Origin of the sequence: Streptomyces sp. NK15101 (assembly GCF_020400725.1) — a bacterium.
Taxonomy (GTDB): domain Bacteria; phylum Actinomycetota; class Actinomycetes; order Streptomycetales; family Streptomycetaceae; genus Streptomyces.
The window spans coordinates 1-25,083 of the sequence record NZ_JAINVG010000013.1 but is presented as its reverse complement, the minus strand read 5'-3'; the positions used below and the strand labels follow the sequence as shown (position 1 = coordinate 25,083).

Annotated in this window: 21 protein-coding genes; 13 read left to right on the top strand and 8 right to left on the bottom strand. The window is 69.0% G+C overall.

Translation table 11 applies throughout. The features are described 5' to 3' along the window. Positions 1 to 277: 277 nt before the first annotated feature. The 6 genes from K7G60_RS10075 to K7G60_RS10050 all read left to right on the top strand — a co-directional run bounded on the left by K7G60_RS10075 (position 278) and on the right by K7G60_RS10050 (position 5,457). Positions 278 to 1,075, top strand: a complete 798-nt coding sequence (locus tag K7G60_RS10075; RefSeq protein WP_225800475.1) for a hypothetical protein — start codon at positions 278 to 280, stop codon at positions 1,073 to 1,075. 23 nt (positions 1,076 to 1,098) lie between these two features. Beyond that, entirely contained in the window at positions 1,099 to 1,668 is a 570-nt protein-coding gene (locus tag K7G60_RS10070) for a cysteine hydrolase (RefSeq protein ID WP_225800474.1), read from the top strand. A gap of 4 nt (positions 1,669 to 1,672) precedes the next feature. Further along, entirely contained in the window at positions 1,673 to 2,587 is a 915-nt protein-coding gene (locus K7G60_RS10065) for an FAD-dependent oxidoreductase (protein ID WP_225800473.1), read from the top strand. A gap of 273 nt (positions 2,588 to 2,860) precedes the next feature. Then, entirely contained in the window at positions 2,861 to 4,060 is a 1,200-nt protein-coding gene (locus K7G60_RS10060; protein ID WP_225800472.1) for a damage-control phosphatase ARMT1 family protein, read from the top strand. A gap of 9 nt (positions 4,061 to 4,069) precedes the next feature. Further along, positions 4,070 to 4,474 (top strand): NUDIX hydrolase, encoded by a 405-nt coding sequence (locus tag K7G60_RS10055; protein ID WP_225800471.1) that lies wholly within the window; start codon positions 4,070 to 4,072, stop codon positions 4,472 to 4,474. Between the two features lie 14 nt (positions 4,475 to 4,488). Continuing rightward, positions 4,489 to 5,457, top strand: coding sequence for an FAD-dependent oxidoreductase (locus K7G60_RS10050; RefSeq protein WP_225800558.1), 969 nt, complete (start codon positions 4,489 to 4,491; stop codon positions 5,455 to 5,457). A gap of 206 nt (positions 5,458 to 5,663) precedes the next feature. Here the strand turns inward: K7G60_RS10050 and K7G60_RS10045 are convergent, their stop codons facing one another. The 6 genes from K7G60_RS10045 to K7G60_RS10020 form a co-directional block, all read right to left on the bottom strand. After that, positions 5,664 to 6,038, bottom strand: coding sequence for a hypothetical protein (locus tag K7G60_RS10045; protein WP_225800470.1), 375 nt, complete (start codon positions 6,036 to 6,038; stop codon positions 5,664 to 5,666). A gap of 110 nt (positions 6,039 to 6,148) precedes the next feature. After that, a complete protein-coding gene (locus K7G60_RS10040) occupies positions 6,149 to 7,864 on the bottom strand; it encodes a relaxase/mobilization nuclease domain-containing protein (protein ID WP_225800469.1) in 1,716 nt (571 codons plus the stop codon). Continuing rightward, positions 7,861 to 8,268 (bottom strand): plasmid mobilization relaxosome protein MobC, encoded by a 408-nt coding sequence (locus K7G60_RS10035; RefSeq protein WP_308080616.1) that lies wholly within the window; start codon positions 8,266 to 8,268, stop codon positions 7,861 to 7,863. Before K7G60_RS10035 ends, K7G60_RS10040 begins: the two co-directional genes overlap by 4 nt. 388 nt (positions 8,269 to 8,656) lie before the next feature. After that, positions 8,657 to 9,457: a DUF2637 domain-containing protein gene (locus K7G60_RS10030; protein ID WP_225800467.1), complete on the bottom strand. Its 801-nt coding sequence runs from the start codon at positions 9,455 to 9,457 to the stop codon at positions 8,657 to 8,659. Between the two features lie 140 nt (positions 9,458 to 9,597). Continuing rightward, positions 9,598 to 10,299, bottom strand: coding sequence for an ATP-binding protein (locus K7G60_RS10025; protein ID WP_225800557.1), 702 nt, complete (start codon positions 10,297 to 10,299; stop codon positions 9,598 to 9,600). Next, positions 10,296 to 11,219, bottom strand: a complete 924-nt coding sequence (locus K7G60_RS10020; protein WP_225800556.1) for a hypothetical protein — start codon at positions 11,217 to 11,219, stop codon at positions 10,296 to 10,298. The genes K7G60_RS10025 and K7G60_RS10020 overlap by 4 nt, the downstream gene beginning before the upstream one ends. Positions 11,220 to 11,491: 272 nt before the next feature. Here K7G60_RS10020 and K7G60_RS10015 point away from each other — a divergent pair, with 272 nt between their 5' ends. From K7G60_RS10015 to K7G60_RS09990, 6 genes are all read left to right on the top strand, one after another. Beyond that, complete coding sequence (locus K7G60_RS10015; RefSeq protein ID WP_225800466.1) at positions 11,492 to 11,776, top strand: helix-turn-helix domain-containing protein; 285 nt, start codon at positions 11,492 to 11,494, stop codon at positions 11,774 to 11,776. A gap of 314 nt (positions 11,777 to 12,090) precedes the next feature. Beyond that, positions 12,091 to 12,297 carry a helix-turn-helix domain-containing protein gene (locus tag K7G60_RS10010; protein WP_225800465.1) on the top strand — a complete coding sequence of 69 codons (207 nt, stop codon included), beginning with the start codon at positions 12,091 to 12,093 and terminating at the stop codon, positions 12,295 to 12,297. 162 nt (positions 12,298 to 12,459) lie between these two features. Further along, positions 12,460 to 13,446 (top strand): site-specific integrase, encoded by a 987-nt coding sequence (locus K7G60_RS10005; protein WP_225800464.1) that lies wholly within the window; start codon positions 12,460 to 12,462, stop codon positions 13,444 to 13,446. A 306-nt stretch (positions 13,447 to 13,752) separates the two neighbouring features. Beyond that, complete coding sequence (locus tag K7G60_RS10000; protein WP_225800463.1) at positions 13,753 to 17,172, top strand: serine/threonine-protein kinase; 3,420 nt, start codon at positions 13,753 to 13,755, stop codon at positions 17,170 to 17,172. Beyond that, entirely contained in the window at positions 17,162 to 18,562 is a 1,401-nt protein-coding gene (locus tag K7G60_RS09995) for a hypothetical protein (RefSeq protein ID WP_225800462.1), read from the top strand. Before K7G60_RS10000 ends, K7G60_RS09995 begins: the two co-directional genes overlap by 11 nt. Positions 18,563 to 18,741: 179 nt before the next feature. Beyond that, on the top strand, positions 18,742 to 19,911 hold the full coding sequence (locus tag K7G60_RS09990; protein ID WP_225800461.1) for a hypothetical protein: 1,170 nt from the start codon (positions 18,742 to 18,744) through the stop codon (positions 19,909 to 19,911). Positions 19,912 to 21,140: 1,229 nt separating this feature from the next. Here the strand turns inward: K7G60_RS09990 and K7G60_RS09985 are convergent. Next, complete coding sequence (locus K7G60_RS09985; protein ID WP_225800460.1) at positions 21,141 to 21,482, bottom strand: hypothetical protein; 342 nt, start codon at positions 21,480 to 21,482, stop codon at positions 21,141 to 21,143. A 213-nt stretch (positions 21,483 to 21,695) separates the two neighbouring features. On the opposite strand from K7G60_RS09985, the gene K7G60_RS09980 reads away from it, so the two are divergent. Continuing rightward, on the top strand, positions 21,696 to 22,946 hold the full coding sequence (locus K7G60_RS09980; protein WP_225800459.1) for a PP2C family protein-serine/threonine phosphatase: 1,251 nt from the start codon (positions 21,696 to 21,698) through the stop codon (positions 22,944 to 22,946). A gap of 238 nt (positions 22,947 to 23,184) precedes the next feature. Here the strand turns inward: K7G60_RS09980 and K7G60_RS09975 are convergent, their stop codons facing one another. After that, positions 23,185 to 25,017, bottom strand: coding sequence for an acyl-CoA dehydrogenase (locus K7G60_RS09975; RefSeq protein WP_225800458.1), 1,833 nt, complete (start codon positions 25,015 to 25,017; stop codon positions 23,185 to 23,187). Positions 25,018 to 25,083 lie beyond the last annotated feature (66 nt).

Genomic DNA, 25,083 nt, shown 5'->3' with positions numbered 1-25,083 from the left:
CATGAGCCTGCGGGACTTCGCCGCCTACCTGGGCGTGAGCGACCGGACTGTGTCGAACTGGGAAGGCGGCGGAGCGGGTTACCAGCCCCGTGGTGAATCCCAGGCTGTCCTCGACACCGCGCTCGGCCGCGCGTCGGACGACGTGAAAGCCCGGTTCGCAGCAGCCCTGGGAACGAACGGCGCTGCTCCACCCGCCACAGGCCGGATCGGCGTTGACTCCCACAAATTCCTGCCGGTCTTCATCGGCGCCGAGCGCGCTGGCCTACTCCGCGCACACATGACGCCGGGCGCGGGCGACCAGTGGCTGGAATCCTCCTCGGTCCGCATCGACCACCCCGAAGCACAGGAGTGCGTCCTGCACGTCTTCGCTTGCGGGGCCGCCGTCTTCCACCTCGTCCAACCCCACGAGCCTCCCGCGCTCACCGACCTCGCTGTCTGGCGCTACCGCTCGTACGCTTCCGACTTGCCTTGGGCTAGGAACAAGCTCCGCGACCTCCTCGACGAGGACCATGACCGCATCCCCAACCCCGAGTACGTCCTCTCCCTGTACTGGCTCACCTCCGGTCCCTGGTCCGGCGACGCCTACGACACCGCACTGCGCCTGCTGTCCACACCCTCGGTCCTGGTCGACCGCGGCGCCCCGGGCGGGCCCGCACCCCTGGATGGCACGGTCGAGGCATCGCTCCTCGCCTCCGGCTTCGACCACCCGGACATCGTGTCTTTCGGCGTAAGGGGAGTCTCCACCGGCTATGCCGGCTGGTCCGGCGTCGCCTACTCCTCCCACTCCCGCGAGCGCAGCCTCTCCATCGAAGAGCTGGTCACCTGTGAGCTGACCGTCCAGGCCCTCTGGTGCTTCACCCGCCAGATCCAGCAGATGATCGAGGACGGCCAGGACCCCTCCACGCCCGAGCAGTACGGCTGGCGCTTCCTGCGCGCCGCCTACTCCCGGCTCACCACCGCCCGAGCCCAGGAGACCGCACAGCACGTCCTGATGCGGGAGGCCATCATGAAGACCAGCGGACTGGCCGAACGGCTGCGCGCCGCACAGGACGCTCTACGCGAGAGCGTCGGGTGAGAACACGGGGCAGGAGACAGCGGATGGACATCGGCAGCGCCGCGCTGGTCGTGATCGACATGCAGAACGGCTTCGTGAACCACCACAGCCGCCACGCCGTTCCCGCGGTCTCCGACCTGGTCGCCCAGTGGTCCGCCGCCGGACGGCCTGTGGTCTTCACCCGGTACTTCAACTATCCGGACAGCCCCTACGAGCGCTTCTTCCAGTGGCGTCGGCTCCAGGAACCACCCGAGACCGACATCGTCCCCGAGCTCGCCAACGCTGCCGCCGACGCGCACGCGGTCGTCGACAAAACCGGGTACACGCTCCTCACTCCGGAGGCAGCCGAACTGATCCGCCGGGCGGGCTGGACCGACCTCGTCTTCTGCGGGATAGCCACCGAGAGCTGTGTCCTGAAGTCCGCCGCCGACGCCTTCGAGCACGGCTACGCGCCCTGGATCGTCACCGACGCCTGCGCCAGCGACGCCGGCCCCGACGTCCACGACGCCGGCCTCGTCGTCGCCCGCCGCCTGATCGGAACCGGTCAACTCGTCACCACCGACCACGTGATCGGCCAACTCGCTGCGTACGCCGGGACCCCGGTGCTGGAATAGCCCCATGGCCGACACGCTGTACGACACCGACCTGATCATCATCGGCGGCGGCCCGGCCGGCTGCGCCGCTGCCCGCATGGCCGCCGGCGTCGGCATGCGCTCGATCCTGATCGAGCCGGACCGGCTGTGCCGCAACCTCTACCGGATCCCGGCCCTGAACAACGTCCTCGGCGGCTACACCAGCGGCCCCGAGCTCGCCGACGCCGTCGTCGCGGAGCTGAAGAGCACGGAGCTGTGCCGCCTCGAACTCGGCAGACACGTCACCGAGCTCCGCGCCGACGACGACCGGGTGACCATCACGCTCGACACTGACACCCGTCTCACCGCCCCGTACGCAATCGTCGCCACCGGCGTCGGCCCCCTCCAGCCCCGCGACGTCGCCTGGATCACCGCCCCCGACGGCTTGACCCTGCCCCCGCTCTGGCAGGCCGAGGCGGATGACGCCGAGGGCCGCACCCTCCTTGTCCTCGGCGGCGACCGCCCGATCGGCACCTTCCTGCGCGCTCACCCGACCACCGACACCCGCCTGCTCGTGGCGTACCCGGCGGCCGACGCGTACAAGATCGAGGAGATCCGCGAGGACCCTCGGGTCACGCTCCTTCCCGTGGAGCACCTGACGCTCCGGACCGGAAAAGGCATCGCGGTGTCGGTGGAAGCGGTGGGCCGGAACGGCGAACGGCAGGCGATCACGGCGGATGCAGTCCACCTCAGCATCGGCAATGCCCCGACCGCCCCGTCCGGCGACTTGACTCGCGGTCTGGACGGGTACTGCCCGCCGACCGATCAGCACCCCCGCGTCATCGTGGCAGGCGACCTCCGCTCCGCCCGCTTCCAGCGGATCATGACTGCCATGGGCTCCGGAAGCGAGGCCGCACTGCACGCTTACTACGCGGCCAGGGAACTTCTCGCCAAGGGCTGAGACCACGCCGGCGGGATGCGACGACGATGGCATTCAGAGAAGAAGCTCCGCGATCAGTGAGGCTGGGGTGGCGATCGGGCCGGGAACCGGAGGCATCGAGGTACGGCGTCTGGGGACGGAGCGGTTCACTTCCCACCTCAGCGGCAGATCGAAGGTCCGGGTGTATGGACGTCTCACTCCGGCGACGGGTGAGGTGCTGGTAGGTAGCGCTGCTGGCGTTGTGACCCGTGGGGACCATGGACATGTGAGCGAGAACCGAAGGGCTTGGACGCCATGACAGAGAAGACCTCCCGCAGCTCGGGCGATGCGAATGGAGCACCGGTCATCCTGAGCAACGAGCCCGGCTCGTTCGCCTGGGGCGTGCTGGCCAAGCGCCACCCCGCCCTCATCCAGCAGGTACGAGACGCCTTCCCGTACGGCCGTGAGCAGCACGAGGCCCTCGACGCCCTGCTGGACGAGATCACCAACGGCGTCATCGAGCCGCTCGCCCCCGGGGAACACGACCGTGAGCGCTGGGCGGACTGGGGGCAGGAGCACTTCGGGCGCTCCTGGTACGACGCCCCGTTCCTGTGGGCGGAGAGCTACTTCTACCGCAGGCTCCTCGGCGCGGTCGGGTACTTCGGCACCGGGCCGTGGCAGGGAGTCGATCCGTTCGCGCCGTTCAAGCGGGCCGAGCTGCGCGGTGAGGCCGTGGAGGAGGAACTGCGGGCCCTGGACGCGCTCGCGAGCGTTCCGGCGGACGAGCGGGCTGCTGCCCTGCTCCACGCGTCGCTCTGGGGCAACCGTGCGGACCTCGGCTTCCGCGTCTCGGCGGGGGAGCCGGCAGCCGGTGACGCCGCTGCCTCCGGGCTGGTGGCTGACGACAGCGCCTTGTTGTGGCAGCTGTTGCCCGTCGGGGGCTCCTCGACCGTCGCCGTGGTGGCGGACAATGCGGGGCGCGAGCTGATCCCGGACCTGATCCTCATCGACCACCTCCTCGAACAGCGGCATGCCGAACAGGTCGTGCTTCACCTCAAGCCGTACCCCTACTACGTCTCCGACGCGATGACGGCCGATGTCGTCGACTGCCTCCGCCGCCTCACCGAGGCACCCGGCGAAGCCAGTGTGATCGGCGACCGGCTGTGGAAGGCCATGGCAGCAGGGAGCCTGGAGGTCCGCACCCACCCGTTCTTCTGCGCTCCGCTGCCGTACGAGGACATGCCCGAGGACCTCCGCGGCGAGTTCGAGAGCGCCACGCTCACCCTCCTGAAGGGCGACCTCAACTACCGGCGCCTGGTGGGCGACCGGCTGTGGGACGCCAAGGCGTCCTTCGCCGATCTCACCGCGTACTTCCCGGGGGCCGTCGCAGCGCTCCGGACCCTGAAGTCCGACGTCATCGTCGGCTTGGAGCAGGAAGTGCTGGACGGGCTCGAACGGTCCGGGGCTGCCTGGCGTACGAGTGGAACGCACGCGCTGGTCCAGGTGCGACGGTAGGGGATCTTCGTGACGGTCGAGGCCCAGAGAGCGGTCGCCGCTGCCGTCGTCGTGCGGGGTGGGCGAGTCCTGCTCGTGCGGCGACGTGTGGCGGAAGGGGTGCTCTCGTGGCAGTTCCCGGCAGGGAAGATCGAATCCGAGGAGACTCCCGGGGAAGCCGCAGCACGTGAGACCGAGGAAGAGACCGGGCTCCTGGTGGTGCCCCAGAGTGTGCTGGGACAACGGGTGCACCCCATGACAGGCCGGGAGATCCACTACATTGCATGCCGCCCTGTCGGCGGCCAGGCGCTCGTGGCGAGTGCTGATGAGGTGGCCGGCCTGGCCTGGGCCACGCATGGTGAGATCCCGCAGTACGTGCCGTACGGGTTGTTCGGGCCGGTGCAGAACTACCTCGATAAGGCTCTGCTCTCGTGAACTCCGGCGCGTCCTTGAAGCGCGAGGTGCGCGTTGTCGTTGTCGGGGCTGGAGTGGCAGGGCTCACCACCGCTGTCGTCCTGGCCGAGGCCGGAGCCTCGGTGCACGTGATCGCCGAGCAGGTGCCGGGCGTCACCTCGCTGGCGGCCGGGGCGATGTGGGGACCATACCTAGTCGAGCCGAAGAACAAGGTCGACCAGTGGGGGCAGCGGTCCCTGGAGATCTTCCGCAGATTGGCGGAGGACCCGTCCACGGGCGTCCGGCTCACCAGCGGCATAGAGACGTCCCGCACGGCCGAGGCACCACCGGACTGGGCCACCACCCTGCCCGGCTTCCGGCCGTGCGAGCCGGCCGAACTGCCGGCCGGGTTCTCGGCCGGCTACCGGTTCACGGTGCCGCTGATCGACATGCCCACCTACCTCGCCTACCTCCTGCGCCGGCTCGACGCCGCTGGAGGAACGGTCGAGCGGCGGCGCCTGGTCTCGCTCGCGGACGCTGGCCCCGCTGCCTTGATCGTCAACTGCACGGGCCTGGGTGCCCAGGAACTGGTCCCGGACCATGACCTGCGGCCCATCCGCGGCCAGCACGTCGTCGTCACCAACCCGGGGCTGACCGAGTTCTTCTCCGAGGACACCGGCCTCTTACCAGACCTGCTGTGCTTCTACCCCCACGGCGACACCGTTGTCCTGGGCGGCACCGCTATCGATGGCGAAGGCAGCCTTGCCCTCGACGAGAAGGCTGCAGCCGGAATCCTCGCTCGCTGTGTCGAGGTTGAACCCCGTCTCGCCAAGGCCCGTGTCCTGGAGCACCGGCTCGGCGCCCGGCCGACCCGGGCCATGGTGCGCGTGGAGGCGGAGCGGGCGGAGGACGGCACCGTGGTGGTGCACAACTACGGGCACGGAGGCGCCGGCGTCACGCTCTCGTGGGGCTGCGCCGAAGAGGCTGCGAGCCTCCTGGCCGCCGACAGGGCAGACAGGCCCTGAAGGACCAGCCGGAGATGCCTTCCCGCACGTCCGCCTCACTGGCATTACGGGCGACACCCACCAGTTGATCGGTGCCCTGGGCGGGTGCCTCTGACACGAACGGCAGCCGCGGATGATCCCGGCTGCCGTTCGTGTTGTGCGAGGTTCCCAGGCCAGCCTGCTGTCGGGTCGACCGGTGCTACGGGCTCAGGTGCCTGGGGCTGGTGTTACTGCCCGTCGGGGACGAACCCGTTCATCACGTAGGCGAGGCGCTCGATGTCGGAGGGGCCGTCCTGTGGCCGGTGGGTGATCACGTCTCCGAGCGTGAAGACCTCGTTGGGCTGGTCGTCGTACGGGGCCAGGACGATGTTCAGTCCGGCGGTTCCCACCTTCTTCTGGATCTCGGTGTCGATGAGGAGACGGACCTCGAGGGTTGCTTCGAGCTCGTCCCGGTTGGCCAGGAGGACGGTGGCCTGTTCCTCGTCGGTGAAGGGGCGGCCGTCGTAGTGGGAGAAGGTGCCGGTGTCGGGACGGAGCCGGAAGTCGGTGTCGACGAGCAGGGTGAAGACGTCGGCGCGGAGGTAGGAATCGGTTTCGGGCAAGGGTGTACTCCTCACATGGTGGGGTGGGTGCTGATAGGTCCATGGTGCGGAGAATCCCCGGTTAGGCTAACCGGGGATTCTCGGCTATGTTGCGCCGCTCGACCTGCGGCTTAGCGTCGTCGGACGGGGCCGTTTGTGGTGCCGGCTCCCAGCGCATCGGCTGTCCCTGGCACGGCAGAATCACGCTGGAGGCTGGCAGCGGTCACGTACTCGGGATACGAGTCGGCGGGCAGATCGGCCATCCTCCGTACGCGCCACACCAGTACGTCGCTGACCGACTCTGCGGTGCCCAGCTCGCGGCGTCCTGCCACGCGGGCAAGAAGGTCGGTGGAGATGTGGCCGACGGCCTCGGCGTCAGCGAGTGTGGCGGCGAGGGACGGCCAGCCGGGCTCAGCCAGTACCTGCTCAGCCAGCTCCGGCATCGCCGCCCGCACGGCGTCGGCCTGTCTTTCCAGCAGTGGGCGGGCGAGGTTCCGACCGCGCTGGTGGAGGACGGCGAGCGGCTGCTCGGCGGCGACCCGGTAGGCGCCTCGTAGGTGCTCGGCGGCCCGGTGGGCCGCTTCGGCCTGTTGGGCGTGGCCCTTCCTGGCATGCCAGTGCGCGACGGCGGCGATCAGGAAGAACAGCATGTCGATGACCATGGCTGTCGTGGCGCCGTCCTCGCCGCGACCGAGAGCCGGGCCACTGCGGACGAGGTCGCGCGCGGCTCGGCGCAGGGCGTGGTTGTGGCCACGTGTAGCGCGTATGTGGGAGCGGGAAGCACGTTCGAAAGCGGTGGCAGCCGACTGGAGTTCGTGGCGGGTGTGGGCGGCGGAGGTCTTGGCGAGGGCATCGAGGACTTCCCCTGCGGCGGCGATCTGCGCGGCGATGACGCCGTCGTCGCCGTCGTCGATGAAACGCAGGGCCTGCCAGGCGGCGCCAGCGGCGCGTCGGCGTGCGGAAGCAGGCCCGGTCACCGCCGGCTGGGCCGGTTCCTGGGCGGTGTCGCCAGGGGGCCGGGCCCAACGTTCGCGAATCCGGGGCAGCGAGAGGTCCGGGGCGAGCTTGGAGCCGGAGTAGAAGACCGGTTCGCCCTTGCCGTTGCGGTCCTCGGGGAGGGCGACGGTGTAGCCGAGGGTGTCGCCCGAGGGTGCGATGCGGCGTCGGACGATCAGGCCGGCCGAGGCGAGGCGGTCGAAGAATTCCTTCTCACTGGCTGTGCCGGCCGCCGATCGGCGGACCGCCTCGCGCAGCTCCTCGCGTGGGGTGCGCTGCCGGCCGAGGCGTTCGGCTTTGTGGCGCTCGGCGCTGGTGGGCCGCTTGGCGGCGGTGCCGTCGCCGGCTGCCACGCGGTGGAGGTCGTAGTCGGCTTCGATCTGCCGGCATTCGGTCTGGGCGCGCTTGGCGGAGCGGTGGTGGCTCGGGCGGCGGCCGTCTTCGCGGACGAGGGTGGCGATGAGGTGGATGTGGTCGTCGGCGTGGCGGACGGCTGCCCAGCGGCAGCCCGCGCCGTCGCCGGGGTCGATGCCGGTGGCGGCGATGACGCGGCGGGCGATGTCCGCCCATTCGGCGTCGGTGAGAGTGCGGTCGCCGGGGGCGGAGCGGACGGAGGTGTGCCACACGTGGGTGGTGGGGCGGGCATCTTTGTCGAGGAGGTGCAGGGGCTCGTCCAGGAGCTGGGCGAGGTCGGCGAGGGTGGTGCTGGGGTTGCGGCCGGGGTCGGGGGCGAGGCCGTCGAAGGAGGCGACGAGGTGGGGGTCGGTGTGTTCCTCGCGGCGGCCGGGGCCGTAGAGGTAGGCGAGCAGGCGGACGGTGTTGCGGCCCTGCTTGTGGATGCGGGGGATCAAGCGGTGGTGCCTTCGGAGTTCGGGTCGGTGAGGCGGGCGGTGACATGGCGGACATCGTCGGCTGCACGGCGGATGGCGGCGATGGTGTCCTTCAGGCCGTCGGGATAAGTGCCGCTGTTGAGTGCGTGGGCGGCCTGGTTGAGGTTGTTGTTCGCGTGCCCGAGCTGGCGCCGGAGTGCGAAGAGGGCGGTCAGGGTGTCCTGGCGGGTGGCGATGGCCGCTGCCGTGCGGTCGAGATCGCGGGCGGCGGCGAGTCCGCTGTGGGCGAGGAATCCGGCGATGCTGATGCCGACCGCTTCGGCGCCGGCGGCGATGGTCGCGTGCTCGGCGTCGCTGAGACGGACGCTGTGCGCGCGGCGCTGCGTACGGGCGCGTACGCGGGACTTGCCCCGGCGACGCCGCACCGGCTGCGGTCCGCCCTCGGCCGCAGTCCCTCCCTCCCGCGCCCCCTGGAGCGGGAGGGAGTCCGCCACCCCCGGGGCGGGCACTGGTTCGGACGCGCCCCCGACGGGGGAGTGTCCGAACCTCCAACTTGCTCCGGCTGGGGCAGCGTGGGTGGGTTTCTGCGGCAGTGAGGGTCGGTTGTTCGGCTGGGGCGGGATCGTCGAGGCAGGGGCGGGGTGCTGCGGGGTGGGTGTCATGCGGGGATCCTTCGGTGGGACGGCGGGAGGGGAAGTCCGCGCTGCGTGGACGTCTCAACGGGGCTGGAGGCTGTCCGGAAATGCGGAGGGGACGGGCCGGCCGGTCCGGACCCGCGTGGTCCGGACTGACCGGAAGCGGGTTGACCTGCGGTTATTTCCGGTCAGTGGTCCGCGGGGGTTTCGGACGGCCCTTTGGGGCCGTCCCGCCGAGGAGCTCCTGGAGTTCCGTGAGCCGCTCGTTGCTGATGGTGTGGCCGATGGCGCGGAGGGTTGCCCGGATGGTCTTTCGGGTCTGCTTGCCCTCCATCTGCTCGACGATCCGGACGAACTCGTCGAGTTCTCCGGTCGGAGGGCGGCCGACCTTGCGGGGACGTACCGGGGGCTCGCTGTCGGACGTCTCCTTGGCGGCGGACGGCGCGGGGACGGGATGCGGGCGGGGGCGGTCCCCTTCTCGAGGATGCGCGGTCCCCGCAGGTCCGGCTGCCGGGAGTTCGGTCGGGCCGGCCTCGGAGTTCGGGTGTGCGAGGTGCTGGTGGATCTGGCGCATGAGGACGCCGAAGGCGAGGAGGGCTGCGGTCGGGGGTACGGCGGCGACGACGTAGTCGAGGACGGGGACGTCGGCGGGATTGCGGGTGCCGGTGACGCCGGCGACGTTGAGGGCGATGGAGCCGAGGGAGCCGGTGGCGGTGAGGGCGATGGCCCACCAGTCGGGCTTGTGGTGCAGGCCGGCCCGGAGCATGAGGAGTTCACCGGCGACGACGAAGGCGTCGAGGGTGGCGGGCCAGGCCCACATGCGGGCGGGGGAGTTGCCGAGGCCGTATTCTCCGGCGACCTCGGCGAGGTGGGCGTAGGAGAGCCAGAAAGAGACGGCGGTGAGGGCGATGATCACGGCACCGGCGGCGAGGAGGACGTACCGGTCGGCGCGGTGCGGGGCAGGGGAAGGCGTGGTCAAGCGGAGATGCTCCCAGGGCAGGGCAGGGCAGGGCAGGGCAGGGCAGGGCAGGGCAGGGCAGGGCAAGGCAGGGGGAGGTGCGGCGTCCGTGGTGATGGGGCCGGACGGCCGGGAGAGGGGCCGCGATAGAGCGGCGGGTGTCAGGCGGTGGGTCTGGTGCGGCGGCGGTCGGGGCCGTCGAGGGTGACGCGCTCGGTCATCTGGGCCAGGCGCGAGGCGACGCGGTCGCCGAGGGCCGCACGCAGCACGTCGGTGGCGAGGTTGCTGGTGATCAGGGTGGGGCGCAGGTGCTCGTACCGGTGGTTGATCAGCCGGTAGGTGAGCTCCTCGGTCCACTCGCTGGTCTTCGCCGCGCCGAGGTCGTCCAGGACCAGTAGCGGGCAGCGCATCAGGCCTTGCAGGTCGCGCTCGCTGTCAAAGCCGGGGCGCGGGCGCAGGCGGGCGTACAGGTCGGCGGCGGTCACGGCTTCCCAGCGCAAGCGGACCCCGGCAGCCAGCAGGGCACGGATCGCCCCGTACGCCTGATGGGTCTTGCCGGTGCCCGTCGGGCCGACAAGCCGCAGTGAGGGACCCTCCGCGATGCCCGGAGCGCCGGCGGGACCAGGCCGCCCGGTGCGAGCGATCTCGTCCACCCAGGCGGTGACCTGGGGGTGGTCGGCGAGGGCATGGCGGTAGCGGGCGGGGATACGGGCCTCGGCCAGTTGCAGCGCGGTGACCGGCTCGGGCACCGGCTCCTGGGCAGCGGTGTCGGGGGCGATGCCGCGCTGGGTCAGGATGTCGCCGAGTCGGCTGGAGATCCGGGCGGGCGGCTGGGGAGCGCGGGTGAGAGCGGTGGCGGTCAGAGGTCGCCTCCGTAGGCAGCGGTGGTGTCGGTGGGGTTGGTCCACGCCTGGTGGGGCGTGGTGGTGGTGAGGGTTGCGTTCATGGCCTCGTGCACGAGGCTGGGCAGGGTGCTGGGGTGCAGGCCCTTGGCGCGGTGGCGGTCGAGGCCGGCGCGGATGTGATCCGGGGAGATGCCCTCGGCCAGGAGCTTCTTCACCTCGCGGCCGAGATGGCCGAGCACGTCCTGCGGCGGGCGGTGGGGGCACGCGGCGGCGTACTCGCCGATCAGGTCCTTCGCGGAGACCGAGTCGGGTGCGGGGGCGCTTGCGCCCCCCAACGGGGTGGATCCTAGATCCCTGTTCCTAGGTCCTAGATCCGGACGGTGAGGGCTCACGGGGGGCTCGGTGAGCCCTCCATGAGGCTGCGGCGAGTGCTCACGGAAACGGCTCTGAACTGCGGATTCGCCGTTCACGGAGGACTCGGTCAATCCTCCCGGGCGTGTCACGGAAGGCTCAGTGAGCCCTCCCGGGCGACTCCCGGAACTCTCCGCGAGGGCTCCCCGCATCTGCGGTGAGGGCTCACGCGGCACCCCGAGATCATGGTGCGGGCACGGGGGAGTGCGGACGCCGCTGGGCCGGTTGATCTTCTGGTGCTGGGCGAAGGTGACGATGTGCAGGTACCGCCTGCCGTCCTCGCCCTCGTAACGGCAGATCAGCCCGGCGTTGTCGAGCTGGATGAGGTCGTCCTCGACCGCCTCCGGCCCGTGCTCGCGGCGCAGCGACCACAGCTGTCCGGCGATGACGGCGGCCTGGTCGCGAAACCGGCCCTTGTCATCGGCCTGGGTGAGCAGCCCGAAGAAGGTCCGCTCGGCGGACAGGGACACCGCCGCGAGCGACTCGGACGAGAACGCTTCGGGCTTGATGGTGCGGATACGGGCGATGGCGATCGACCACCTTCCAGGGGAGAGGGCTGGGAAATCCGGCGTCGTCGGGGTGCATGGCCAACACAGCCACACCCAGTGCGCAGAAGTCCAGACTTTCCACAGGAATTCTGCACAACCCGTCGGCATGCCGCGACGACGGGTCCGGTCACTGTAAGGGCGAATTCCCGGTTGGCGAAATCTCCGCCGGAAACCGCTATGCGGCCCGCATCGCTCACAGCAGACAGGAATGCCCTTCCGGACCGGTAGGCGCGCAAGCTACAACACCACCCATGCCGCCACGCCCCCTCGCCATCGGACCCGCCGGACACGGCGCCGCCCACGCCATCGAACGCACTCGCACCACCCGCGGCTACTCCCAGCGCCAGCTCGCCGCCCGCGTCACCGCACTCGGTCGCCCCATGACCTTCACCGCGCTCTCCCGCATCGAACGCACCGTCCGCCGCTGCGACATCGACGACCTCGTCGCCATCGCCACAGCTCTCGGAATCGCCCCACAGATGCTTCTCGTCGACGCCCTCGCGTGCTCAGGGGCGGCCGGGCTGGGCGAAACATAGCCGACGATCCCCGGTTTCCCTAACCGGGGATTCTCCGGATCATTGAGGGTCCCGGGACGCCCCTCGATCCGGCCCCTGCCAGAACTCTGCCCACTTGCCCAGAGGACGCCTTGCTCGATTCGCCTACGCGCCGATTTCAGATTCCCTGCCTCGCACACGTGATCCCGCTCGCTTCCCCATCTGTTCCACTTAGAGGCTCTGGACGTACGTAAGAGTCCTATTCGGCGACCCCGTCGCATCGATTGTGCTCGTTGTCCGCTTCCTGGCTAGACCCCTCAATTCTCGCCGCTCTTTTTCACGCAAAGGAACCGTTTATGGCCCCGCGCCTGCTGTCCATACCCGCCGTCGCCGCAGCCCTGGACGTCGACCGTCGAACGGTCTACCGCTTCATCGCCGCTGGCGAGCTGCCCGTCGTCGACCTGCGCACAGGACCGGCTCGCTCTCGCGTCCGCGTCCCCGCCGCGAGCCTGGACGACTTCATCAGCAGCAGGGCGGTCGCACCGCCGGCGTGGCGCCGCTGACCAGGCCCAAACCCGTCCGTACGCGAAACAGGAAGGACCGGAACCACGTACCTCCGGAAGCTGAAGTCCGGCAAATGGCAGGCGACCGTCCGCAACCGGGCTGGAGACCGGTTCAGCGAGTCGTTTCCCCTCAAGACACAGGCCCGCGCCTGGGGTACCGAGATGGAGACCCAGTTCGCGCGTGGCAGCATGCGGGACCCGCGAGCGGGCGAGATGGCGTTTCGCGAGTGGCACGCCCGCTGGTGGCAGGCCCGCGTCGTCGAGCCCCACACGCTGCGCGGTGACGCCTCCAGCATCAAGAACCACGTGCTGCCCCACTGGGCCGACTGGGAGATGCGGGCCGTCACCCGCATGGACGTCCAGAGCTGGATCCGCGGACTGGTCGAGAAGGGGGTTGGTGCCTCGGCGATCAAGAGGGCGTACAACCTGCTGTCGTCCATCATGCGTGCGGCCGTCGACGACGACGTCATCGCGGTCAGCCCCTGCCGGAGCGTCGACCTGCCGCAGATTGCGATCAAGCCCCCGCAATGGTTCACCCTCGACCAGGCGCAGAGCATCGTCGACGAGCTCCCGGCCCCATGGCGCACCATGTGCCTGCTCGGCTTCTACACGGGTCTGCGCTGGGGCGAGCTCGCCGGCCTGCATCGCCATCGGATCGACCGGCGCCGTTCCCGCTTGTTCGTGGTGGAGGTCAACACCAAGAGCGGCATCAAGGAGTACCCCAAGAGTTCGAGGAGCCGTCGGGAGGTCCCGCTCCCGCCACACGTCCTGGACGTCCTCGAACGGCACATTCACCCACTCGGCCGCGATGCCCTGGTCTTCACCACCGTCACCAAGGGCCGCGCCGGCCGTCGGCTCGACGACGGCAACTGGCGCCGCCAGACCTGGTGGCCGGCCATCGAGAATGCCCACTACTTCGATGCCGACGGTGAGCAGCTTCCCGTCCCGCACTATCCGCCGCATTCCATGCGTCACACCTGCGCCTCGTGGCTCGTCCAGAAGGGAGTCTCGCTCTACGAGGTCCAGCACCTCCTCGGCCACGAGAGCTTCCAGACCACCCAGCGCTACGCCCACCTCCAGCCTGATGCCCACAAGGCAGTGCTCGGGGCGTGGGAGCGCCTGGACGTTCCGCTCACCATCGCAGCATGAGCCCGCATGAGAGGTGTGTCCGCCCTAGCCTGCATGGTTAGGACCGGAGACGTCTGCGTGCTCAGGTGGCCTTGGGTTCCTCTCCAGACTGCGATCAGCTCCTCCCTGCCTAGCTCGGGAACCGAGTACGTTCCCACTCTGGAGCCCCATTCCGAGGTAGCTAGGGAGCGTCTGGGCAAAGGCCCGAACGGTACGGCTCCCCTCGCTGCATATCTCGCAGAACGGCTGCTTGGCAGCGCAGCTCGCTGGCATGATGGGCGTCCGGGGCGAGCTGCGATCGCAGCAAGGTTGAGCGAGGAGCAATGGGTGGGGACGACGATCAACGGCCGGTTTCTGTTGCTTGCTCAGGAGCCCCGGCGCGGGGGTCTGTCAGAGGTCCGTAAGGCGGTCGATGTCACCACCGAGGGTGGTGACTACGTCGCCGTCAAGCTGCTCAAGCAGCGCGATGACGCTGCTACGAAGATCTTCCTGGAGCGGGAGACGGGAGCGCTTAAGACTCTCAAGCATCCCAACATCGTGCGCATGCTCGACTCCGGCTGGGATCCCGAAAGTGAGCGGTACTTCATCGCACTGGAGTGGATCGAACGCAGTCTCAAGGATGAGATGGCGGACGGCCGGCCTCTGGACTGGCAGGCGTTCTTCGCCCGTATCGGCAGGCCACTGGCCTCCGCGCTCGCGTATGCGCATGAGCACCAGATCCAACACCGCGACATCAAGCCAGGCAACGTGCTGTTGAGTGGTGACGGCACGGTCAAGCTCGCCGACTTCGGAATCGCCAAGATCCTTTCTGCGGCAACACTCGTCACGGACGAGACAGTGGCCGACTTCCGTTCCAGTCTGTACGCGCCGCCGGAGCAGAGCGAGGCCATCCCGTACGTACGGGATGTCTACGCATACGCGGTTCTTGCGATCCAGGTGCTTTCCCGGAGCAAGGCCAAGGACTATCCCGAACTGTCCACCGTTCTGGACGGGTTGGAACTGGATGCGGAGATCCGAGCGATCCTGAAGTCCTGCATCGACTTCGACCCGCAGAAACGGCCGGCCAACGCCAGTGTTCTGGAGCACCAGCTCCTCGAGGCCGAGCGGGTCTGCGGCAACCGAGACGCACGCCGCCGCAACGGGCTCTGGCTGAAGATGACCCGACGTGCAGCCGAGAGCCTCAGCAATGCCCCGACTGGCGAGGAGATCGACTGGGTACGCATGAAGGCAGATGTACTCCAGGACATTTCTGGCACCGTGCACGTCGACTACGGCTACAACACGCAGACCCAGGAGGTCGACACCAGCACGGTACGGGTGTTCGGCCGGGCGCTGTTCCTGCGTTTGGTCAACGACGAGAACTATCCAGACCGGTGCGTGATCCTCTCTGCAGAGGAGCGGCCGGAGGAATGGATGGCCAAACGCCGTGCCTCAGCCCTCAAGCTCGGCCCTGTTCTGACCTGGACCTTCGACGATCCAGGCGAGGATCCGGCACACCTTGGGCTCAACCTCCTGCTGGACAGTCTTGACGCGCACCTGGAGGCGCGCGAGCAGCGGGACAATGCCCGCGCGAGTAACCAGCTTGGTGACTTGTTCGACGGCTGGCGCCGGGTGCTGGACGCCCGCGAGGACGTCGCGGCCGAGGGGCGGCAGCAGATCGGGTACGAGCGGATGGAAGGGGGTGGCCAGACCCGCGTGTTCCACCTCTCCTCGCCCGATACGGTCATGGAGATCGGCCAGGAGTGGTCGGTTGCTGAGTACCCCTACAGCCGGACCATCGACCGCGGCGAGGTGACCAGCTACACCGGCGATACCGCCGTGCTGCGGATGACGCGGCCTGCATCGGTGCTTCCCTCCCGGGGTGTTCTCCTACCGTTTCTCGGGCCGAGTCAGGTCGCCATCAACCGTCAGCGCGATGCTCTGGGCGCTGTTGCTGCTGGCCAGACAGCCAACCCTCGCCTCCGGCAAATCATTGATGATCCTGCGACCATTGCTTCGAGGCCGCCGGCAGAGGTCACCAGCTGGTTCCGTGCCGACCTCGACAGGAGCAAGCGGGACGTCGTCACCCACGCCCTGAGCAGTCAGGAGCTCCTGCTTGTCGAAGGGCCGCCCGGCACTGGCAAGACCACCGTGATTGCCGAGATCGTCGAGCAGACCCTCAAGCGCGATTCGCATGCCCGGATCCTTATCGTGTCCCAGACCCACATCGCCATCGATAATGCGCTCAAGCGCATCGAAGACGCCGGCATCCAAGGCCTCGTCCGCTTGGGCAACGTTGGCGATCCGAGGGTGGCCGAGAGTGTTCAGCCGCTGCTGCTGGACCGGCAGATCAAGAAGTGGACCCAGGGCGTGCGGGCGCGGGCGGAGAAGTACCTGGACGCGGTGGCTACAAGACGCCAACTGGAGGCTCGTCACCTCAAGGCAGCCGTCGTGCTGGAGGAACTCGCCTCCGTGGCGGCCAGCCTCGCGCACGTGACGGCCAAGCTCGCGGAGTTGTCGAACCGGCCGGCTCCCGATCGAACCACCTCCGCCAGGGATCTCGCCGAGGAGCTCGTCACCACCCGCGCCCGCCAGGAGCAGCTCCTCCAGCAGCGCTCCGAGCTGTTCGCTCAGGTCCAGTCCATGCTCACCGGCGAGCTCACCCTGCGCGAAGACCTCAGTGCTGCCGACGCCCGTGATGCTGTTGAGGTCCTCCTCGGCCCGTCCGGGCCCGGACGGGAGCTGATGGATCTGCTGCGCCTGCAGGGTGAGTGGCTGCAGCGCATCGGCACCGACCAGAACCTCATCGGCGCGTTTCTCCGCACCCGGCAAGTCATCGGCGGTACGGCCCTGGGGTTCCTCGGCCACCGCGCAGTCAGGGATCTGGAGTTCGATCTGTGCATCTTCGACGAGGCGTCGAAGGCGACCGCGACCGAGGCACTAGTACCGCTGGCCCGTGCCAAGCGATGGGTCCTGGTCGGCGACACCAACCAGCTGCCGCCCATCGATGAGGATCTGCTGCGCGACGAGAAGGTCATGGCTGACCATCAGCTCATTCCTGAGCTCGTGCAGACCACGCTGTTCCAGTACCTCGCCAACCACACGAATGAGCCGGTCAAACACCTGCTGCGCGAGCAGTATCGGATGACGCCGGCGATCGGCAACATGATCAGTACCTGTTTCTACAAGGGACAGCTGATCTCGCCCAGCAACCATGAGCTAACCGGATATGCCACGATCAACAAGCCGGTGCTTTGGCTGGACACCAGCGCGCTGCCCGGCCGACGTGAGTCCGACCGGAGCTCTGCCGAAACCAGCATCTCCAATCCCCTGGAGAGCAGGCTGGCGATGAGCCGTTTGGAGGTCATCGACCAGGCCATCGACAAGAAGGTCATCCAGGTTCCCGGCAGCAGGAAGCTGGACGTGCTGGTCATTGCCCCGTACGGGCGCCAGGTCACAGAGCTCACACGACGACTGGCTTCTCTGAAGCTCAAGCACATCACCCCAGAGGTTCTGTCGGTGGACGCCGTGCAGGGCCGTGAATGCGACCTCGCCGTGTTTTCCGTGACCCGCAGCAACGCCCAGGGACGTTTCGGGTTCCTCGGCCAGCCCTACTGGCGCCGCATCAATGTCGCCCTCAGCCGTGCCCGCTTCGGTCTGATTATCGTTGGTGACGCCGGCTTCTGCCGCAGCAAGCCCGGGGCCCTGCGCGACGTCCTCGACTACATCGGCGCTCACCCGCAGGAGTGCGAGATCCGTGACGCATAGTTTCAGCCCGGACAGCCTGCTGGCTGTCCGCTTTCACAACGCCCGCCCTGGCCTCGAGCTGATCACCGTCATCGATGCCGCGTTGCCCGTCGCCCTGGTCACGGCCGACGTACTCGCCCAGGACAGCAAGAACCTGCCGTTGTTGGACGAGTTCGTGCTGCGGCTGGTCCAGCAGGGGGTGACCAGCCAACGCGGCATCTCCGGAATGCTCGGCCTGCCTGAGCGCATGGTCGACCAGACCCTCGCCGAGTTGTTCCGTTCCGACGACCTCAGGTGGGCTCCGCCGGCACCAGGAACCGAGCCCGCCAACCTGCGGCTCCGACTGACGGACAAGGGCCGCGTCACCGCCGAGACGGCGGCTGCCGTGGAGCCTGTGCGCGTCAACCAGGCCGTGGTGTACGACCAGATGTTGTGGAAGGTGGCTCCCTACAACCGGAACGCCACCATGCGACGTGGCCAGGCTGAGGATGACGGTCTGATCATGCTGCCCGCCGCCCGGTCCGGGCCCGTTGAGGACGGCGACATCACCGCGGCCGACATCACCGCCCTGCTCCGTGAGAATGGCACGACCAACCGCGAGGTACTCCAAGTCAAGAGCATCTCCCAGGCCCCGTCACGTCGTGTGCTGCCCGTCAAGATCCTCGTGTACGCCGACGAAGAACGCGCCGACATCCAGCTCGGCGTCGTCGTCGACGGCGAGCTCAGTCACGCCCACGAGCTTGTCCTGATTGGCCACGGTGGCGCCAAGGCGCTCGGCATCACCGTTGCCCCGCCGCCCGAACGCCCCGTTCTCGAAGCCGACCTGGAAGCAGCTCGGGTGCCGCTTCAGGAAGTCACCCAGCACCGTGCGGAGCAAGCTGCCTTCCAGCTTGGCGCCCAGAACCCTACCCCAGCACCGCCGGCGGCATTGGAGCCTCAGGCGGACGAGATCCGTGCCATTGGTGTCTTCGAGCACCCGGAGATCCTCGAGCAAGCCCTCACCCACGCCCGTCGCCGTCTGTTGCTCATCTCCCCGTGGATTAAGAACGCGATCATCACCACCTCGTTCCTTGGCAAGCTGGAGGCCCGCCTGAACCGTGGCGTGAAGATCGACATCGCCTACGGTTACGAGGAGAACGACACCAAGACCGACCCGGCGGCCGTCCGCAAGCTCAATAACCTCGCCGCCCGATACCAGGACAAGTTCACCTTCACCCGCCTGAAGAGCACGCACGCAAAGGTCCTCGTTTACGACGACGTCTGGGTCACCACGTCCTTCAACTGGCTCTCCTTCAAGGGCGATCCCGACCGCACCTACCGGATGGAAGAAGGAAGCCTCGTCCGCAACCGGCAGATCACCGATGTCCAATACACCCGCTACCTCGAACTGATTGACGAACAGCGTCGGTAGCTGTATCCAAACAGAGTTTCGGTTTCGCAGTTCCGCATCGGGGAACAGCGGCTTCGTCGTGGCACTGTGGCGCGCTCGACCGCCGTGGGCAGACTGATTAGCGCAATGCGTGGTCGTTGAGTCGCGCCCATCGAAGGTCAAGCGGCATCACTGTCAGTGCAGCTGTCACCCTGCTGGTCATGACGCACACGGAATTCGGGAACATCTCGTTTCTCTGGGGCTGGTGGACTTTCTTCGAGGCCGTGTGGATCGCCACGCTGTGGCGGAGCCGCACCCGTGTACTGGGCGGTGGAGTGTATCGCCTACCTGGGGTGAGGCGTGTTCGTCGCAACGCTGCCGAAAGGCGCGTCGATGCGCTGCTCGCTGAACTGGAGCGCCTCGATGTACCGGCGGAAGCCTGGCCGGACAGGTGCGACCTCGTTGACCGGTGGCACCGTATCGTCGCCGGGCGGTGCGTCTCAGCTCTTCTGCAGGTGGTTCCCGTCGTGGTTACGGTGGTTCCGTTCTGGTGGGCAGCGTGGTCCGGGGGCGCGGTCGCGCCTTGGATGCCCGGGGTCGTTGCTGGCTTCACTGCCATCTCGCTTACGCTCATGGCGGCTGACTACAGGGCTGCCGTTGTTTCGGACGCGGCTGGGGTCGCTACGGTGGATTCAGTCCGCTTCTTGGAGTTGGTCCTCTTCCCGGCCACCCGCCGTACGCAGGATTCGGCACTTGAGGTATACGGCAGGGGCCTCAGTCGGCTCTGTAACTCTCTGAGTGCGCAGGCACGCCACACAACCCGCACGATGCCGCCGGAGGCCCGTGAAGGGGCGAGGGTCACCGCAGAACGCCTGACTGCGGCACTTTCCAGTGCAAGCCAGCGCTACCTCTTCTCTCAGGGAGCAGACCGCGACAGAGCGGTTCGAGGCATGGCCTTGCTCGCTGCGGGCGCTCTACGTCAGAGCTGCCGCCCACGTCACCAGCACGACAGCCTGGTGATCATTGAGGGCGTACTCCTGGCGGAAGCGCCAGAGGTGGAGGTGGTGGGGGCAACGGCTGAGCCGCTTAGGGCCCGCCTACTCGCGGGTTTGAGAAGGATGGCGGTGGCTGTGGGCCTCGTTGTCGGGGCATTCCTCTTCCCGGAAGGGGGCATCGTCCCCGATCTCTTGGGTGCTGCTGGGCTCGCCAGCATTGCCTTGGTGTGTGCACCCCTCCGCGAGGCCTTGCATCGAGCCAGGGAACTTATTGTCGGCGGCTCGCCCACCAGCGTCGGTTCCCCTGAGCTGGAGGTAGGAGCGCCGGCTTCTCCCGCGGCGGCGTCCTGCGCTCGATGTGCCGGCCGCGAAGGGGGGTCACGGCAGGGAGAGTAAGGAACGGCAGGCACGGCGGCAGATGACATGGTGACCAAGGAGAGTGGGCGGTCTGCTTGTGGAAGACGTTGAGGTCCGGAGAGGCGTGTCCCCTGATGGCCATGACGCTCATTTGACGCTCCGGGCCGCAGAAAGGGTGCTCGGAGCGGGCACAGAAGCGCGGTGACCTGCGACTATGAGGGTCTCGGGTTCGGCTGACGTCTTTCCGATGACGCACCACGTGGAGTGCGTCGCGATCCTGGAGCCGGTGAAGAAGGACGCCTGACCTGCGGTTTCGTGGGTGCGCGGTATGTGCCGTGCGGGCGTTACGGGCGATATCTCGACGCTGGGACGACACTCGTTCTGACGGGGCGTCAGATCTGTGATCACGCAGGTCACCTGGGTGCTGAGCTCGGCCCGGGTGGTCCGGCTCTGCAGAGACGTGAAGAAATCGGTCCGTTCCGGCGGCGCCGGTTGCGGCGGGCGCGTTGCCTGGTGCGGCATCGTGGCCGGCAGCCGGGCAGCGCGTCGCGCTGATCAGGGCCGCCCGCCGGAGTCCGTGCGGGCCGGGATCGAGCAGGTGTACGCGCGACGGCCGGTCCCGTCGTGGATCCGCGCCCTGCACGGCGGGACCGCCGACGCCTGGCGGACGCTCGGTCGGGCCCGGCGGGCGGCCCGCGAGACGGTAGTCGCGCCGGTCTGGCCCTTGTCCGATGCCTGCACTGGACGGAGTCCGGGAAGGGCCCGGGCCGGGTGCCGGGGGGCATGCGAGAGATACACCTCGGACGGACGCGGAATGATCATGCGCCCGACATTCCACCGGCGTCGCGACCCGCTCGTTCAGCACCTGCCAGACCGTCCGACGGTGCTCACCTACCCGGCGGGCCGGAGGCTGCCGCTCGTCCCGGAAGGGGCGGCCGGGCGGGGGAGCCCCTCGCGGGAGTGCTCGGGCGCACCCGGCTCGCGCTGCTGCGCTCCTTGGACGAAGGAGGTGCGGCCAAGGACCGGCCCGCCGCATCGGCGTCAGCGACGCCACGGCCTCGGCTCGCGCCGCGGCCCTACGCGCCGCTGGTCTCCTCACAACCACGCGCACAGGCCGTTCGGTGCCCCACGCGCGAACGCCCTTCGCAGAGCTGCTGCTGACCGGCGGCTGACCCGGGAAGAGGGACGCGCTTGCCGCACGCCCCGGGATTGTGGACGTTCGCGAAGTTCCTCAGGCGCCCGTCCTCCGGGGCTGGCGACTCGTCCTGTCAGAGGTCGACGCGGTGCTCGGCGGCCGACGGGTCATCGACCGAGCCGTAGCGCAAGATGACGTGGGCCGGGCGGAACGGGAGGTCGTGCAGGACGGGTGCCATCACGGCGAAGAGCGCGTCGGCGTCCGGCCCGTAGGCGTAGAGGGCAACCTCGCCGCCTCCGTATTCGTTTCCGTCGAGCTCGCCGACGTCGGCTTGCTCGACAGCCTCGGCCAGCCGGGACCGGGCCTGGCGGACGACCTCCCGTCGGCCGGCTTCGCCGAGGCCGTCATCGGCCAGTCGGTAGCGGGCGATGACGGCGTGCTCGACGTCGGTTTCTGTTTCGTCCGTGTCGGCCATGCGGGAACGATCTCATCCCGGACGACATCGTCGTCAGTCGGCTGTCCCAGGTGATCGATCGTGGGCTTGGCCGGTTTGCCGGTCGGTTCGTCGAGGCTGCGGAGCTGCGGCCCGGCCGCCTCGGTCAAGGGTCCTCCGCCCGGCGGGCACAGCCGGGGGATGGGCCATAGGCTGAAAGGCGGAGCCGCTGGGGGCGGAGGGAAGTGGTCACCGGTGGTATCGGAGGTTGATCACGCGGCGCTGTTCGCCGCCACTCCGAGCCCCTACCTGGTACTGGGCCCGGACCTGGTGATCGTCGATGTGAACCGGGCGTACCTGGCGGCCACCGGGCGCACCCGTGAGGACCTGGTCGGCCGGCACGTCTTCGCCGCGTTCCCCGACAACCCGGCCGACCTGGACGCGGACGGGGTCCGCAACCTGGATGCCTCCCTGCACCGGGTGCTGGCCGGCGGCAAGCCGGACTCGATGGCTCTGCAGAGGTACGACATCCCCGTCATGGGCCGGCCAGGAGTGTTCGAGGAACGCTGGTGGTCCCCGGTGAACACCCCCGTCCCGGGCCCGGACGGACAGGTGGCCTACATCATCCACCGGGTCGAGGACGTCACCGCGTACGTCAAGGCCCACCAGGACGCCCACCCCACGAGCATCCGGGTGGGGGAGCGCCTGGAGAGCGCCCAGAGCCTGGAAGCCGAGCTGTACGCCCGGGCCCGGGAACTGCAACGCCTGAACGAGGAACTGCGCCAGGCCCACACCCGTGAACGCGAGGTCGCCGTCGCCTTGCAGGAAGCCATGCTCCACGCACCCGACCTGGACCATCACCGTGATGTCGCGGTCCGCTACCTGCCCGCGGTCGGCTCCCTCAACGTGTGCGGCGACTGGTACGACGTGGTCGACATCCCGCCCGACCTGCTCGCCTTCGCCGTCGGCGACGTCATCGGCCACGGTCTTCAGGCCGCCGCCGTCATGGGCATGCTCCGCAGCGCCCTGTCCGCCACCATCCGCGCCGTACCGCGCCCCGCCCAGGCCCTGGAGGTCCTCGGCCTGTACGCCCGGTCCGTGGACGGCGCTCTGGGGACCACCGCCTTCAAAGCGGTCGTCGACACCCGCAGCCGCCTGATCACCTACAGCAGCGCAGGCCACCCGCCACCCGTGCTCTCCCACCCCGACGGCAGCTGCGAATTCCTCGACCAGGCCACCGACCCGCCCCTCGGCGCCCGCCCCCTGCACGTCCCCCGCCCGCAGGCCAGCCTGCCCTACAAGCCCGACGACACCCTCGTGCTGTACACCGATGGACTGATCGAACGACGCGACGAGGACATCGACGTCGGCCTGCGCCGCCTGACCGACGCACTCGGCGACTGCGGCCACCTGGGCACCGAACAGGTCGCCGACACCGTCCTGGCGCGCCTCGGCGTCGCAAGCGGAGGCCGGGACGACATCGCCCTGATCACCGTCCGCCTCTGACCTGCCCACGCGATGGAGCCCCCCGCCTTCCGCTTTGCGGCCTGCGGGCCACTGACCTGCGGTTTCCTTTCACATGTTTCTGTCGGATCCTTTTCCGACGACGCACCACGTGGAGTGCGTGGCGATCCTTGAGCCGGTGAAGCAAGGGTTCTGATCGCCCTGATGGGTGCGGTGGCCGTCATCGCGCTCCTCGATCCTGGCGCGCCGGAGAGCGGCCCGGTGTCGTGGTCGTTTCGGGTTACCAGGCGTCGTCCGGCAGGGACATGAGGGTGTGGTCCTCGTGGGTGGCGATGTCGTGGTGGGCGGCTACCAGGGGGAGCACCTCCCGGGCGAAGAAGATCGCCGTCGCCACCTTGCCCCGGTAGAAGGCGCGTGGGGTGCGGCGCGGGGGGTCGGCCAGGTTGCGGGTCGCCACTTCCGCCTGGCGGAGCAGGAGCCAGGCCACCAGGACGTCGCCTGTCGCCATGAGGAGGCGGGTGGTGCTGCGGCCCACCTGGTAGATGGCGGGTGGGTTCTCCAGGGACGCGAGGAGGTGCCCGCCGAGGGTGGTCGCCATCGCCTCCAGGTGGGCCGCCGCGCGGGCCAGGAGGGCGTGGGCCTCGGCCAGTTCGCCGTTCGCCGGGGTGTCCGCCGCTGTTCTCCTCACCTCGGCCAGGAGGGCGGCGAACGTCCGGCCCTGGTCCCTGGCGATCTTGCGGAAGAAGAGGTCCATGCCCTGGATCGCGGTGGTGCCCTCGTAGAGGGTGTCGATCCTGGTGTCGCGGATGTACTGCTCCAGTGGGAAGTCCTGGGTGTATCCCGCGCCACCGAGGGTCTGCAGGGCGTGTCCCAGGTGCTCGCAGGCCTTCTCGGAGCCGAAGCCCTTGACGACCGGGAGGAGCAGGTCGTTGAGGGCGTGCGCCGCGTCGTCGCGGAGGCCCGCCGCCTCCGCCTCGGCGATCCGGTCCTGCACGGTGGCCGTGTGCAGGACGAGGGCGCGCAGCCCCTCCGCGTACGCCTTCTGCAGCAGCAGCGAGCGGCGTACGTCGGGGTGGCGCAGGATGGGCACCCGCGGGGCCGACTTGTCCGCGAGGGCGGTCAGGTCGGCGCCCTGGGTGCGGACCCTGGCGTACTCCAGGGCGTTGAGGTGGCCGGTGGAGAGCGTGGCCATCGACTTGGTGCCGATGATCATCCGGGCCTGCTCGATGATGTGGAACATCTGGCGGATGCCGTCGTGCCGCTCGCCGAGCAGCATGCCGACCGCCGGGGTCTCCGCGCCGAAGGTCAACTCGCAGGTGGCGGAGGCCTTCAGGCCCATCTTGTTCTCCAGCGAGGTGGCGAACACGCCGTTTCGGTCCCCGAGTTCACCGGTCCTCCAGTCGGCGATCCGGAACTTCGGGACCAGGAAGAGGGAGAGCCCCTTGGTGCCGGGGCCGTGCCCCTCGGGGCGCGCCAGGACGAAGTGCACGATGTTCTCGCCCAGATCGTGCTCGCCCGAGGTGATGAACCGCTTCACGCCCTCGATGTGCCAGCTGCCGTCCGCCTGTTGGACGGCCCTGGTCCGGCACGCGCCCACGTCGCTGCCGGCCTCCGGCTCGGTGAGGACCATCGTCGCGCCCCACCCGCGCTCCACCAGCAGCCGCGCGAGCCCGCGCTGCTCCTCCGTGCCCAGGCGGTCCAGCATCTTCGCGAAGCCGGCCGTCGACTGGTACATGTACAGGGCCGGATTGGCCCCGAGGACCAGCTCGGCGACGGCCCAGCGCAGCGAGGGCGGTACGTTCGCTCCGCCGAGCGACTCGGGCAGGTCGAGCAGGTGCCAGCCCGACTCCGTCCAGCGGGCGTACGCCTTCTTGAAGGACTCCGGCAGCGTCACCGTGCGGTTCCCGGGGTCGTACGCCGGCGGGGTGCGGTCCGCCTCGACGGCGGAGTCCGCCAGCTCGCCGACGGCCAGCCGCTCGACCTCCCCGAGGACGTCGCGGGCGGTCTCCGACGTGGTGCCCGCGAAGGCACCGCGGCCGTACGCCTCCCCGCGGCCGAGGACCTCGAAGAGGTTGAACTCCACGTCCCTGAGGTGTGATCGGTAGTGGCCCATCGATTGTCGTCTCCCTCCTTGACTCTCCTGCGCAGGGGCGGGGCGGGCCTTTTCGAGGCCCGCCCC